The organism is Arthrobacter tecti (assembly GCF_054511355.1).
Map to the genome: position 1 here is coordinate 44,257 of NZ_JBTNCT010000011.1, position 12,262 is coordinate 56,518.

At 61.4% G+C, this 12,262-nt stretch carries 22 protein-coding genes; all 22 read right to left on the reverse strand.

Annotation, left to right across the window (positions count from 1 at the left end; translation table 11 throughout):
- Positions 1 to 29: 29 nt before the first annotated feature.
- Positions 30 to 581: a 50S ribosomal protein L15 gene (rplO, locus tag ACX80C_RS12715; protein ID WP_459326838.1), complete on the reverse strand. Its 552-nt coding sequence runs from the start codon at positions 579 to 581 to the stop codon at positions 30 to 32.
- Entirely contained in the window at positions 581 to 793 is a 213-nt protein-coding gene (gene rpmD, locus ACX80C_RS12720; protein WP_167994157.1) for a 50S ribosomal protein L30, read from the reverse strand. The genes rplO and rpmD overlap by 1 nt, the downstream gene beginning before the upstream one ends.
- Positions 793 to 1,494 (reverse strand): 30S ribosomal protein S5, encoded by a 702-nt coding sequence (gene rpsE, locus ACX80C_RS12725; RefSeq protein ID WP_167994159.1) that lies wholly within the window; start codon positions 1,492 to 1,494, stop codon positions 793 to 795. The genes rpmD and rpsE overlap by 1 nt, the downstream gene beginning before the upstream one ends.
- A gap of 29 nt (positions 1,495 to 1,523) precedes the next feature.
- The gene (gene rplR / locus ACX80C_RS12730; protein ID WP_459326839.1) at positions 1,524 to 1,907 is read right to left on the reverse strand and encodes a 50S ribosomal protein L18; all 384 of its coding nucleotides are present in this window, start codon (positions 1,905 to 1,907) and stop codon (positions 1,524 to 1,526) included.
- A 2-nt stretch (positions 1,908 to 1,909) separates the two neighbouring features.
- Positions 1,910 to 2,446, reverse strand: coding sequence for a 50S ribosomal protein L6 (gene rplF, locus ACX80C_RS12735; protein ID WP_459326840.1), 537 nt, complete (start codon positions 2,444 to 2,446; stop codon positions 1,910 to 1,912).
- 20 nt (positions 2,447 to 2,466) lie between these two features.
- Positions 2,467 to 2,865, reverse strand: a complete 399-nt coding sequence (gene rpsH / locus ACX80C_RS12740; RefSeq protein ID WP_167994165.1) for a 30S ribosomal protein S8 — start codon at positions 2,863 to 2,865, stop codon at positions 2,467 to 2,469.
- A gap of 95 nt (positions 2,866 to 2,960) precedes the next feature.
- Positions 2,961 to 3,536 (reverse strand): 50S ribosomal protein L5, encoded by a 576-nt coding sequence (gene rplE / locus ACX80C_RS12745; protein ID WP_459326841.1) that lies wholly within the window; start codon positions 3,534 to 3,536, stop codon positions 2,961 to 2,963.
- Positions 3,536 to 3,913, reverse strand: a complete 378-nt coding sequence (gene rplX, locus ACX80C_RS12750) for a 50S ribosomal protein L24 (RefSeq protein ID WP_459326842.1) — start codon at positions 3,911 to 3,913, stop codon at positions 3,536 to 3,538. The genes rplE and rplX overlap by 1 nt, the downstream gene beginning before the upstream one ends.
- Before the next feature lie 2 nt (positions 3,914 to 3,915).
- Entirely contained in the window at positions 3,916 to 4,284 is a 369-nt protein-coding gene (gene rplN / locus ACX80C_RS12755; RefSeq protein WP_026545654.1) for a 50S ribosomal protein L14, read from the reverse strand.
- Positions 4,285 to 4,668: 384 nt separating this feature from the next.
- A complete protein-coding gene (gene rpsQ, locus ACX80C_RS12760; RefSeq protein ID WP_459326843.1) occupies positions 4,669 to 4,956 on the reverse strand; it encodes a 30S ribosomal protein S17 in 288 nt (95 codons plus the stop codon).
- Entirely contained in the window at positions 4,953 to 5,291 is a 339-nt protein-coding gene (rpmC, locus tag ACX80C_RS12765; protein ID WP_167994173.1) for a 50S ribosomal protein L29, read from the reverse strand. The genes rpsQ and rpmC overlap by 4 nt, the downstream gene beginning before the upstream one ends.
- Before the next feature lie 2 nt (positions 5,292 to 5,293).
- Complete coding sequence (gene rplP / locus ACX80C_RS12770) at positions 5,294 to 5,710, reverse strand: 50S ribosomal protein L16 (protein ID WP_026545657.1); 417 nt, start codon at positions 5,708 to 5,710, stop codon at positions 5,294 to 5,296.
- On the reverse strand, positions 5,711 to 6,556 hold the full coding sequence (gene rpsC, locus ACX80C_RS12775) for a 30S ribosomal protein S3 (protein WP_167994175.1): 846 nt from the start codon (positions 6,554 to 6,556) through the stop codon (positions 5,711 to 5,713).
- A complete protein-coding gene (rplV, locus tag ACX80C_RS12780) occupies positions 6,557 to 6,922 on the reverse strand; it encodes a 50S ribosomal protein L22 (RefSeq protein ID WP_167994177.1) in 366 nt (121 codons plus the stop codon).
- Between the two features lie 39 nt (positions 6,923 to 6,961).
- Positions 6,962 to 7,243 (reverse strand): 30S ribosomal protein S19, encoded by a 282-nt coding sequence (gene rpsS, locus ACX80C_RS12785; protein ID WP_011692805.1) that lies wholly within the window; start codon positions 7,241 to 7,243, stop codon positions 6,962 to 6,964.
- A 12-nt stretch (positions 7,244 to 7,255) separates the two neighbouring features.
- Positions 7,256 to 8,095: a 50S ribosomal protein L2 gene (rplB, locus tag ACX80C_RS12790; RefSeq protein WP_167994179.1), complete on the reverse strand. Its 840-nt coding sequence runs from the start codon at positions 8,093 to 8,095 to the stop codon at positions 7,256 to 7,258.
- A gap of 31 nt (positions 8,096 to 8,126) precedes the next feature.
- Entirely contained in the window at positions 8,127 to 8,432 is a 306-nt protein-coding gene (gene rplW / locus ACX80C_RS12795; RefSeq protein WP_167994181.1) for a 50S ribosomal protein L23, read from the reverse strand.
- A complete protein-coding gene (rplD, locus tag ACX80C_RS12800; RefSeq protein ID WP_459326844.1) occupies positions 8,429 to 9,091 on the reverse strand; it encodes a 50S ribosomal protein L4 in 663 nt (220 codons plus the stop codon). Before rplD ends, rplW begins: the two co-directional genes overlap by 4 nt.
- Before the next feature lie 4 nt (positions 9,092 to 9,095).
- Entirely contained in the window at positions 9,096 to 9,752 is a 657-nt protein-coding gene (gene rplC, locus ACX80C_RS12805; protein WP_459326845.1) for a 50S ribosomal protein L3, read from the reverse strand.
- A gap of 16 nt (positions 9,753 to 9,768) precedes the next feature.
- Positions 9,769 to 10,077, reverse strand: coding sequence for a 30S ribosomal protein S10 (gene rpsJ / locus ACX80C_RS12810; RefSeq protein ID WP_003803825.1), 309 nt, complete (start codon positions 10,075 to 10,077; stop codon positions 9,769 to 9,771).
- Between the two features lie 430 nt (positions 10,078 to 10,507).
- Positions 10,508 to 10,732 (reverse strand): hypothetical protein, encoded by a 225-nt coding sequence (locus tag ACX80C_RS12815; protein WP_459326846.1) that lies wholly within the window; start codon positions 10,730 to 10,732, stop codon positions 10,508 to 10,510.
- Between the two features lie 251 nt (positions 10,733 to 10,983).
- Positions 10,984 to 12,174 carry an elongation factor Tu gene (gene tuf, locus ACX80C_RS12820; protein ID WP_167994189.1) on the reverse strand — a complete coding sequence of 397 codons (1,191 nt, stop codon included), beginning with the start codon at positions 12,172 to 12,174 and terminating at the stop codon, positions 10,984 to 10,986.
- Between the last annotated feature and the right edge of the window lie 88 nt (positions 12,175 to 12,262).

Below are 12,262 nucleotides of genomic sequence, written 5' to 3' on the forward strand. Positions count from 1 at the left end.
GGCTGCGGCAGAGGAGCAACGGCTGAAAACTAGAGCGCGGAGACCGTGCCGCCGGCGGCGGTGATCTTCTCGGCAGCGCTGGACGATACGGCATGTACCTTGACGTCCACCTTGACCGAAAGATCGCCGGTTCCGAGAACCTTCACGAGCTGGTTCTTGCGAACTGCGCCCTTGGCGATCAGGCTGTCCACGGACACCTCTCCGCCTTCAGGGTAGAGCTCGTTCAGACGCTCCAGGTTGACTACCTGGTATTCAACACGGAACGGGTTCTTGAAGCCGCGCAGCTTCGGCAGGCGCATGTGCAGCGGAAGCTGGCCACCGGCAAAGCCTGCCTTGACCTGATACCGCGCCTTGGTGCCCTTGGTACCGCGACCCGCGGTCTTACCCTTCGAGCCTTCACCACGACCAACGCGGGTCCTGGCAGTCTTTGCTCCCGGGGCGGGACGAAGGTGGTGAACCTTCAGCGAGTGCACGCGGGGTGCACTTTCGGTGCTCTCCTGCGTCGCCGCCGCCTTGGCGGCCGGCTTCTTGCGCGCCGGCTTCTTTTCGGTGGATTCCTCCACCGTCTTCTTCTCTGCCATTATTTGGCCTCCTCAACCTTCACGAGGTGCGGAACCGTGTTGACCATGCCGACCGTCACGGCGTCAGCATCGCGGACAACGGTGTGTCCGATCCGCTTCAGGCCGAGTGAGCGAAGGGTGTCCCGCTGGTTCTGCTTACCGCCGATGACGGACTTGATCTGTGTGATTTCCAGCTTTGCGGAGCTGGCAACCAGACGCTTCGGAGTTGCCATTACGCACCTGCCTTCTGATCCTGCATAGCGCGCAGCATCGATGTGGAGGCAACCTCGTCCAGCGGGAGTCCGCGGCGTGCAGCCACAGCCTGGGGCTCTTCGAGCCGCTTCAGCGCGTCAACGGTTGCGTGAACAATGTTGATGGCGTTGGAGGATCCCAGCGACTTCGACAGGACGTCGTGGATACCCACGCACTCAAGCACCGCGCGCACCGGACCACCGGCAATAACGCCGGTACCGGGAGACGCGGGGCGAAGGAGGACGACGCCGGCAGCGGCCTCACCCTGTACCAGGTGTGGCACGGTGCCGCCGATGCGCGGAACCTTGAAGAAGGACTTCTTGGCTTCCTCGACTGCCTTGGAGATAGCCGAAGGTACTTCCTTGGCCTTCCCGTAGCCCACGCCGACCATCCCGTTGCCGTCACCGACAACAACGAGAGCGGTGAAGCTGAAACGTCGGCCGCCCTTGACGACCTTGGCCACACGGTTGATCGACACGACCCGTTCTACGAACTTGTCCTTGTCGTCGCCCCGGCCGCCGTCGCGGCCTCCACGGCCACCGTCACGACCTCCACGGCCACCGTCACGGCCACCGCGCTCACCCCGACGGCCGCCGCGGCGGTCGTCGGTGTTGGACGCAGTCTCAGTGGACTCGGCTGCGGGAGCAACAGTCGCAGGCTGGTCAGCCTTTGCTGTATTCAATGAAGCTTCCTTTGCGTTGTTTTGCTCGGTCACAGTGCCAGCCCACCTTCGCGTGCGCCGTCTGCGATTGCGGCAATCCGGCCGTGGTACTTGTTGCCACCACGGTCGAAAACGACTGCCTCGATACCGGCTGCCTTCGCCCGCTCAGCGACCAGTTCGCCAACGCGCTTGGCTTTGGCGGTCTTGTCCCCTTCGAACGCCCGAAGGTCGGCCTCGAGGGTCGATGCCGATGCAACGGTGACGCCCTTCGTGTCGTCCACAACCTGCACGAATACGTGCCGTGCGGAACGGTTGACGACCAGACGCGGACGAACAGCGGTACCGGTGATGCGCTTGCGGACCCGAAGGTGCCGGCGTCCGCGCTGTGCGGACTTGCTCTTTGAGCTGCGCTTCTTGTTGATGCTCAGTGCCATGGTTACTTACCAGCCTTTCCGACCTTGCGGCGGATAACCTCGCCGGCGTAACGGATGCCCTTACCCTTATAGGGATCCGGGCGCCGCAGCTTGCGGATATTAGCAGCGACTTCGCCGACCTGCTGCTTGTTGATGCCGGAGACGGAGAGCTTGGTGGGGCCTTCCACGGTGAGCGTGATGCCCTCGGGTGCCTTGACAGCCACGGGGTGGCTGTAGCCCAGTGCGAACTCCAGGTCTGAACCCTTCGCCTGCACGCGGTAACCGGTGCCGACAATCTCGAGGTTCTTCTTGTAACCCTCAGTCACACCCATGATCATGTTGGAGATCAGGGTGCGGGTCAGGCCGTGCAGCGACCGCGATTCGCGCTCGTCATTCGGGCGGGAGACGGTGATCGTGCTCTCATCAAGCGATACCTGGATGGGGCTGGCCACAGTGTGGCTCAGTTCGCCCTTGGATCCCTTGACTGAGACGAGGCTGCCGTCAACCTTTACCTCGACGCCCGCAGGCACGGTGATGGGGAGACGTCCAATACGTGACATTTTTCTCTTTCCCTTTCCCGCTACCAGACGTAGGCGAGGACTTCCCCACCTACACCCTTCTTGGCTGCCTGACGGTCGGTAAGAAGACCGGAGGACGTGGACAGGATGGCAATGCCCAGCCCGCCCAGTACGTGCGGCAGGTTGGTGGACTTTGCGTATACACGCAGGCCCGGCTTCGAAATGCGCCGGATGCCCGCAATCGAACGCTGACGGTCTGGTCCGAACTTGAGGTCGATAGTGAGCTTCTTGCCCACTTCGGCTTCCTCTTCCTTCCAGCCGGCGATGTAGCCTTCGGCCTTCAGGATGTCGGCTACACGTGCCTTCAGCTTGCTGTATGGCATGGACACGGTGTCGTGGTATGCCGAGTTGGCGTTGCGGAGACGCGTGAGCATGTCTGCAACTGGATCTGTCATTGTCATTGGGCTCTAGCCCTTCCTCGTAACGGTTTCCGGTTTCCGGTGGCGTGCAAGCTGAGCTGACGCGCCCGCGGGAGCGGACCTGGAACGTAGTTGAATTAGTCTTCGGATTTGAACGGGAAACCGAGCGCCTTGAGCAGGGCGCGGCCTTCGTCGTCGGTCTTGGCGGTGGTGACAACAGTGATGTCCATACCGCGGACACGGTCGATCTTGTCCTGGTCGATCTCGTGGAACATGGACTGCTCCGTGAGGCCGAAGGTGTAGTTGCCGTTGCCGTCGAACTGGCGGCCGTTGAGTCCGCGGAAGTCGCGGATACGGGGCAGCGCCAGGGATACCAGGCGATCAACGAATTCCCACATGCGGTCTCCGCGCAGGGTCGCGTGGGCGCCGATCGGCATACCCTCGCGAAGCTTGAACTGAGCGATCGACTTGCGGGCCTTGGTGACCTGCGGCTTCTGACCGGTGATCTGGGTGAGGTCGCGGACCGCACCGTCGATGAGCTTGGAGTCCTTTGCAGCATCTCCGACGCCCATGTTCACGACGACCTTGACGAGCCGGGGAACCTGGTTGACGTTGCTGTAGCTGAACTCTTCAAGCAGCGTCGACTTGATCTCGGACGCGTAGCGGGTCTTCAGGCGCGGGGCGGTCTTGGTTTCTACGGCTTCAGTAGTCATTAGAGATCCTTCCCTGATGCCTTGGCGACGCGGATACGGACCGTGCGCTCACGACCATCCCGCTCCACTGTTTCGGTGCGGTAGCCGACGCGGGTGGGCTTCTTGGTCTCCGGGTCTACGACTGCAACATTGCTGATGTGGATGGAGGCTTCAACAGTCTCGATGCCACCGGTCTTGGTGCCGCGCTGCGACTGTCCGACCTTGGTGTGCTTCGTGATCCGATTGATTCCCTCAACCAGCACGCGGTTACTCTCGGGGAACACCTTGAGAACCTTGCCCTGCTTGCCGCGGTCTCCGCCGCGGTCCTGCTTGGAACCGGTGATGACCTGAACCAGATCGCCCTTCTTGATCTTCAACTTCGATCGGGTCTGAGCCATGACTACAGCACCTCCGGGGCCAGTGAGATGATCTTCATGAAGCGCTTGTCGCGAAGTTCGCGACCGACTGGGCCGAAGATACGGGTTCCGCGAGGGTCGCCGTCGCCCTTGAGGATTACGGCTGCGTTCTCGTCGAACTTGATGTAGGAACCATCCGCGCGGCGGCGTTCCTTCTTGGTGCGGACGATGACGGCCTTGACCACATCGCCCTTCTTGACGTTCCCGCCAGGGATTGCGTCCTTTACGGTGGCGACGATGACGTCACCAATACCTGCGTAGCGACGGCCGGATCCGCCGAGAACACGAATGGTAAGAATTTCCTTAGCACCCGTGTTGTCGGCGACCTTCAGTCGCGACTCCTGCTGAATCACTATCTACTCCTTGCGTCGCGCTGGTTCTCAGGCCGAAATACTGCGTACGGAATGAGCCTTGCGGAACGATTGATCGGGGTGTCTCTGGGCCTACCTGGATTTTGCCAGTGAAGGCCTAAACGCCCGTGCCCAAAACATTTACTTCCCAGGACACACAGAGCGCAGGGAAGTACTATGCCGGAGCACGATTGTTTACGAGGTTTTCATGACGGCGCATCATGCCGTGCACATGAACTGAGCACAGACGGCGCCATACAAACTCAATATCCTAACACGTTTCGCGGGCCCATCTTCACCAGCAGACGGAGGGCACCGTTCGCACGATACGCAGCGGCCCCCCGCTTCCGAAGAAACGGGGGGCCGCCACGCTGAACTGATGAGCCTTTACTTGGCCTTCTCGAGAATCTCCACCAGACGCCACCGCTTGGTGGCGGACAGGGGGCGGGTTTCACTGATCAGAACCATGTCGCCGATGCCGGCGGTGTTCTGCTCATCGTGCACCTTAACCTTCGAGGTACGACGGAGGACCTTGCCATACAGGGCGTGCTTCACGCGGTCTTCAACCTCGACAACGATGGTCTTCTCCATCTTGTCGGAGACGACGTAGCCGCGCCGGGTCTTGCGGTAACCGCGGGTCGCAGCCGCGACGGTACCGTTCTTCTCTTCACTCATTTGGCATCCTCCTCAGAAGCCTGTGTTTCCACGGACTTTTCGTCCTTCGTGGAGGCCTTCTTGGATTTCTTGCCGGCCTTTTCGGTCTTTGCTTCTTCTACCGGGACAACGACGTCAGGCCGAATTCCCAGTTCGCGCTCACGCAGCACGGTGTAGATGCGGGCGATGTCCCGCTTCACAGCGCGCAGGCGTCCGTGATTCTCAAGCTGACCGGTGGCCGACTGGAAGCGCAGGTTGAACAGCTCTTCCTTAGCCTTGGCAAGTTCTTCCACCAGACGGTCCCTATCGAACCCATCCAGCTGGTCGGTTGCCAGTTCCTTTGAACCGAGTGCCATGACTATTCACCACCCTCACGACGCACGATACGTGCCTTCAACGGCAGCTTGTGGATCGCCAGGCGCAGTGCCTCGCGAGCTACCTCTTCATTGACACCGGAAAGTTCGAAAAGAACACGGCCGGGCTTGACGTTGGCCACCCACCACTCAGGGGAACCCTTACCGGAACCCATACGGGTTTCGGCAGGCTTCTTGGTCAACGGACGGTCCGGGTAGATGTTGATCCAGACCTTGCCGCCACGCTTGATGTGGCGGGTCATTGCGATACGCGCTGATTCAATCTGGCGGTTCGTGACGTATGCCGGGCTCAGAGCCTGGATACCCCACTCGCCGAAACTGACCTGCGTGCCGCCGGTAGCAGCGCCCGAGCGACCCGGGTGGTGCTGCTTACGGAACTTTACTCGACGTGGGATAAGCATTTAAGCCTGTCCTCCTTCCGCTGCAGCAGCGGACTCAGCCGGTGCGGACTCGGCGGGAGCGGCGTTAGCCTCACCCTGGCCGGAGTTGCCGCGATCGGCACTACGACGACGGCGGTCACCACGGTCGGCGCCGGCCGGGCCGCGGCCGGGGCGGTCTCCGCCACGTCCACGCGACGGCGCAGCAGCTGCCTGGGCAGCGAGTTCCTTGGCGGTGACATCGCCCTTGTAGATCCAGACCTTCACGCCGATACGGCCGAAGGTGGTCTTGGCCTCGAAGAAGCCGTAGTCGATGTTCGCGCGCAGGGTGTGCAGGGGCACACGGCCTTCGCGGTAGAACTCCGAACGGCTCATCTCCGCGCCGCCGAGGCGGCCGGAGCACTGTACACGGATGCCCTTGGCACCTGCGCGCTGCGCCGACTGCATGGCCTTCTTCATTGCACGGCGGAATGCCACGCGGGAAGAAAGCTGCTCAGCGATTCCCTGCGCTACCAGCTGCGCCTCGACCTCGGGGTTCTTCACCTCGAGGATGTTCAGCTGCACCTGCTTACCGGTCAACTTCTCGAGCTCGCCACGGATGCGGTCCGCCTCGGCGCCGCGGCGGCCGATGACGATCCCGGGACGGGCCGTGTGGATATCCACACGAACGCGGTCACGGGTGCGCTCAATCTCAACCTTGGCGATGCCGGCGCGGTCCATGCCAGTCGACATCAGCTGACGGATCTTGATGTCCTCGCGAACGAAGTCCTTGTAGCGCTGGCCAGGCTTGTTGCTGTCAGCAAACCAGTGTGACCTGTGGTCAGTGGTGATGCCGAGTCGGAACCCGTGCGGGTTTACTTTCTGTCCCACTTAGCGGTCCTCCACTTTCTCAGGGGTAGCGACAACAACTGTGACGTGGCTGGTCCGCTTGTTGATGCGGAACGCGCGGCCCTGGGCTCGCGGCTGGAACCGCTTCATCGTGGGGCCTTCATCGACGTATGCTTCGCTGATGATGAGGTCGCCTTCGTCGAATGCAACGCCGTCACGGTCCGCCAGGACGCGTGCGTTGGCAACTGCCGACTGAACTACCTTGAATACCGGCTCCGAAGCTGCCTGGGGGGCAAACTTCAGGATTGCCAGAGCCTCATTCGCTTGCTTACCACGAACAAGGTTGACGACGCGCCGGGCCTTCATAGGCGTTACGCGCAGATGACGCGCAATAGCCTTGGCTTCCATTGCTTTCCTTCTCTCGTCTTAGCCGTAGGAACAGGCGCCTTAGCGGCGCTTGCCCTTGCGGTCGTCCTTCACATGGCCGCGGAATGTCCGCGTGGGAGCGAATTCGCCGAGCTTGTGCCCGACCATCGACTCGGTGACAAACACCGGAATGTGCTTGCGCCCGTCGTGCACGGCGATCGTGTGGCCGAGCATGTCGGGGATGATCATCGAACGGCGGGACCAGGTCTTGATGACGTTCTTGGTGCCCTTCTCGTTCTCTCGGTCCACCTTCACGAACAAGTGCTGATCGACGAAGGGGCCTTTCTTCAGGCTGCGTGGCATGTTTCCAGGCTCCTATCGCTTGTTCTTGCCGGAACGACGGCGACGCACAATGAGCGAGTCGCTTTCTTTGTTGGGGCGGCGGGTACGGCCCTCGGCCTTACCGTTCGGGTTGACCGGGTGACGACCACCGGAGGTCTTCCCTTCACCACCACCGTGCGGGTGATCAACAGGGTTCATCGCAACACCGCGGACGGTCGGGCGAACGCCCTTCCAGCGCATGCGGCCTGCCTTGCCCCAGTTGATGTTCGACTGCTCGGCATTGCCGACTTCGCCGATGGTGGCGCGGCAGCGCACATCGACGTTGCGGATTTCACCGGACGGCAGGCGAAGCTGCGCGAAGCGGCCCTCCTTGGCGACCAGCTGGACCGAAGCACCAGCGGAGCGTGCCATCTTCGCACCGCCACCGGGCCGCAGTTCCACAGCGTGGATGACCGTACCAACGGGGATGTTGCGCATCGGCAGGTTATTGCCGGGCTTGATGTCGGCAGCGGGGCCGGCCTCAACGAAGTCGCCCTGCTTGAGCTTGTTCGGCGCGATGATGTAGCGCTTCGTGCCATCCACGTAGTGCAGGAGTGCAATGCGCGCGGTGCGGTTGGGATCATATTCGATCTCTGCGACGCGGGCGTTGACGCCGTCCTTGTCATGGCGACGGAAGTCGATAAGACGGTACTGACGCTTGTGTCCACCACCCTTATGGCGGGTGGTGATCTTGCCGGTGTTGTTACGGCCGCCCTTTTTGGGGAGCGGACGCACCAGGGATTTCTCCGGCGTCGACCGTGTGATTTCTGCAAAGTCGGCAACGCTCGAGCCGCGACGGCCCGGGGTTGTCGGCTTGTATTTACGGATTGCCATTTTTCAGTTCCTCGTTAAAGTGGTCTCCGCTCTAGCCGAGCGGACCGCCGAAGATGTCGATCGTGCCTTCTTTGAGGGTGACGATCGCGCGCTTGGTGTCCTTGCGCTGTCCCCATCCAAAGCGGGTGCGCTTGCGCTTCCCTGCACGGTTGATGGTGTTGATCGAGTCGACCTTGACGGAGAAAATCTTCTCCACGGCCAGCTTGATCTCTGTCTTGTTGGAGCGCGGGTCGACCAGGAAGGTGTATTTGCCTTCGTCGATCAGTCCGTAGCTCTTCTCCGACACGACGGGTGCGATGACGACGTCGCGAGGATCCTTTGCGATGGAGCCACTCACTTGGCGTCCTCCTCAGTTGTGGTGTCAGACGCGGCGCCAGCCTGCGATCCAACGAAAACCTCGTAGGCAGCCTTCGTGAAGATCACGTCGTCAGACACGAGCACGTCGTAGGTGTTGAGCTGGTCCACGTAGATCGTGTGAACCTCGGCGAGGTTGCGCACCGAGAGGGCGGCAACATCGTTGGAACGCTCGATGACGACCAGCAGGCTTGCTCGCTCGGAGATCCCCCGAAGCGTCGACAGCGCGCCCTTGGTGGACGGCTTGTCACCGGAAACCAGCGAGTCGATCACGTGGATACGGCCGTTGCGTGCCCGATCAGACAGTGCGCCCCGCAGTGCGGCGGCCTTCATCTTCTTCGGGGTGCGCTGGCTGTAGTCACGCGGCGTGGGTCCGTGAACAACGCCACCACCGGTCATGTGCGGGGCGCGGATCGAGCCCTGGCGTGCGCGGCCAGTACCCTTCTGCTTGAACGGCTTGCGGCCGGCTCCGCTGACCTCGGCGCGGGTCTTGGTCTTGTGCGTACCCTGACGGGCAGCAGCGAGCTGCGCAACGACGACCTGGTGCAGCAGCGGCACGTTGGTCTGAACGTCGAAGATCTCAGCGGGGAGATCAACATTCACGGTGCTCGAAGTATTCTTCGCAGCGGTCTTGGTAGCCATTTAGCTATGCTCCCTTCACGGCGGTGCGTACGAGTACGACCTGTCCGCGGGCGCCGGGAACAGCGCCCTTGATCAGCAGCAGCGACTTCTCGGCGTCCACGGCATGAACGGTGAGGTTCAGTGTGGTCTGGCGAACGGCGCCCATGCGGCCAGCCATTTTCATTCCACGGAAGACGCGGCTAGGGGTGGATGCTCCACCGATCGAACCCGGCTTGCGGTGGTTCTTGTGCGCACCATGCGAGGCACCGACACCGGAGAACCCGTGGCGCTTCATGACGCCTGCGAAGCCCTTACCCTTGGTCTTGCCGACGACGTCGACCTGCTGGCCGGCTTCGAACAGCTCAACGGAGAGTTCCTGGCCCAGCGAGTAGCCGTCCGCATCAGAGGTACGCAGTTCAACGACGTGACGGCGCGGCGTAACGCCGGCCTTCTCGAAGTGGCCGGCGAGCGGCTTGGTTACCTTGCGCGGGTCGATCTGGCCGAAGCCGATCTGCACAGCGCTGTAGCCGTCAACGTCAGCCGAACGCAGCTGGGTGATGACGTTGGAGTCGGCCTGCAGGACGGTAACGGGTACGAGGCGGTTGTTCTCGTCCCAGACCTGGGTCATGCCGAGCTTGATGGCAAGGAGACCCTTGACCTGGCGCGTAAGCGAAGTAGACATAGTTATCTCCCCTCCCCTACAGCTTGATCTCGATGTTCACGTCCGCGGGCAGGTCGAGGCGCATAAGCGAATCGACTGCCTTGGGCGTGGGGTCAATGATGTCGATCAGACGCTTGTGCGTGCGCATCTCAAAGTGCTCGCGGCTGTCCTTGTACTTGTGCGGCGACCGGATAACGCAGTAAACGTTCTTCTCCGTAGGCAGCGGCACTGGGCCAACCACCGTCGCGCCTGCGCGCGTCACCGTCTCAACGATCTTCCGAGCTGAAACGTCAATGACCTCGTGGTCATACGACTTCAGCCGGATGCGGATTTTTTGTCCCGCCATGGCGTCTCGACTCTCTCTCTTCATGAAGAACACCACCGAACCGGTGACGCTCTCAAGTGCGTACGTACGTATGCGCCCGTTGTTTTGACGCTCCTCCAACAAGCTGAATCCGGACGATTCCGGGTTCCTCACCCTGTCGAGGCTCCGACCCCCGCGCTCGGGCGTGTCGCGCATCCTCTGCAAAAAAAGTCCGCAGCGATCCCGGCATTCACGATTGGGGTGGGTTATATTTGGGCCAGCTTCCGCGGCGTACACGACCCTGCGCCAGGCATTATCCTGACCGGGACTAAGTCTCAAACCGCGCGCACAGGCGCTTGAACAACTCACCCAGTCTGCCAGATTATGCAACACATTGCGAATCAGGCCTTACGGCCTCTCTCCGACACGCCGTGCACACCCTATCTGCCCTTAACTCCTACCCGGCGGGCAGCTAGTTCCGACAGCGCAAAGACTGTTGCCGAGTCTCCCCTGCGCCAGTTTCCCAACCCACCACTGAGGCCGCCAACGCTACTGCGCCCTGCTGATCCTGACCGGCGCTGACCAGGAAGGCCCCGGCTTCAGCAGCTTCCCGGAACGGGGCGCTGACCTGCTCACCGATAATCGGCACTCCGCCGATCCGGACCGCCGCGTCGTCCATCGTATTCCGGAAGCCCACCCCCCGCTTCCTCCATGCCGCGTCCAAACTCGGCGAAGGCGGTCACAGCTACCACGGCCGCCCTGGCAAGAAGAACAACGAACACGAGAATAATGACCGCCAGCACGTCGGCAAGGATCTGGCGCGCGCTGAACCTGGTAGTCCGAATAGATCTGCATTGGACCACTCTATGAACCTCACGTGCAAAGAATGCGAAAGCCCCGCTGCGATGACGCAGCGGGGCTTTCTGTTAAGCAGTACTGGTGAAGCTACTACTTGATGATCTTGGTAACGCGACCTGATCCAACGGTGCGGCCGCCTTCGCGGATAGCGAAGCCGAGGCCCTCTTCCATAGCGATCGGCTGGATGAGCTCGACGGTCATCTCAGTGTTGTCGCCAGGCATGACCATTTCAGTGCCCTCGGGAAGGGTGATGACGCCGGTCACGTCCGTGGTACGGAAGTAGAACTGCGGACGGTAGTTGGAGTAGAACGGGTTGTGACGACCGCCCTCATCCTTGGCCAGAATGTAGACGTTCGCCTCGAAGTCCGTGTGAGGGGTGATCGAACCCGGCTTCACGATGACCTGGCCACGCTCTACATCTTCGCGCTTGATACCGCGCAGCAGCAGACCACAGTTCTCGCCGGCCCATGCCTCGTCGAGCTGCTTGTGGAACATCTCGATACCAGTGACCGTGGTCTTCTGGATCGGGCGGATGCCGACGATCTCGACCTCGGAGTTGATGGCGAGGGTACCGCGCTCCGCACGGCCGGTGACAACGGTTCCACGACCGGTGATCGTGAAGACGTCCTCGACAGGCATGAGGAACGGCTTGTCCTTGTCGCGAACCGGATCCGGAACGCTGTTGTCTACAGCTTCCATCAGTTCCTCAACGGACTTGACCCACTCGGCGTCGCCTTCCAGAGCCTTCAGGCCCGAGACGCGCACAACGGGTGCTTCATCGCCGTCGAAGCCCTGCGAGCTGAGCAGCTCACGAACTTCCATTTCGACGAGGTCAAGCAGTTCCTCGTCATCAACCATGTCGGACTTGTTCAGCGCGACCAGCAGGTAGGGAACACCAACCTGGCGGGCGAGCAGAACATGCTCGCGGGTCTGAGCCATCGGACCGTCAGTGGCGGCAACAACAAGGATTGCACCATCCATCTGAGCAGCACCGGTGATCATGTTCTTGATGTAGTCAGCGTGACCGGGAGCATCTACGTGTGCGTAGTGGCGCTTCTCGGTCTGGTACTCAACGTGCGAGATGTTGATCGTGATACCGCGCTGCTTCTCCTCGGGAGCCGAGTCAATCGACGCGAAGTCACGGGCCTCGTTGAGTGTGGGGTACTTGTCGTAAAGCACCTTGGAAATGGCAGCCGTCAACGTCGTCTTTCCATGGTCAACGTGACCGATGGTGCCGATGTTAACGTGCGGCTTAGTCCGCTCGAACTTTGCCTTCGCCACGGGTTCCTCCTAGAACGTTTTTAGAAGACTTACTCCCCAGCCACGCTTTTCGCGGCTGAAACTCATGCAAGTCTACTGGGGGCTTTTA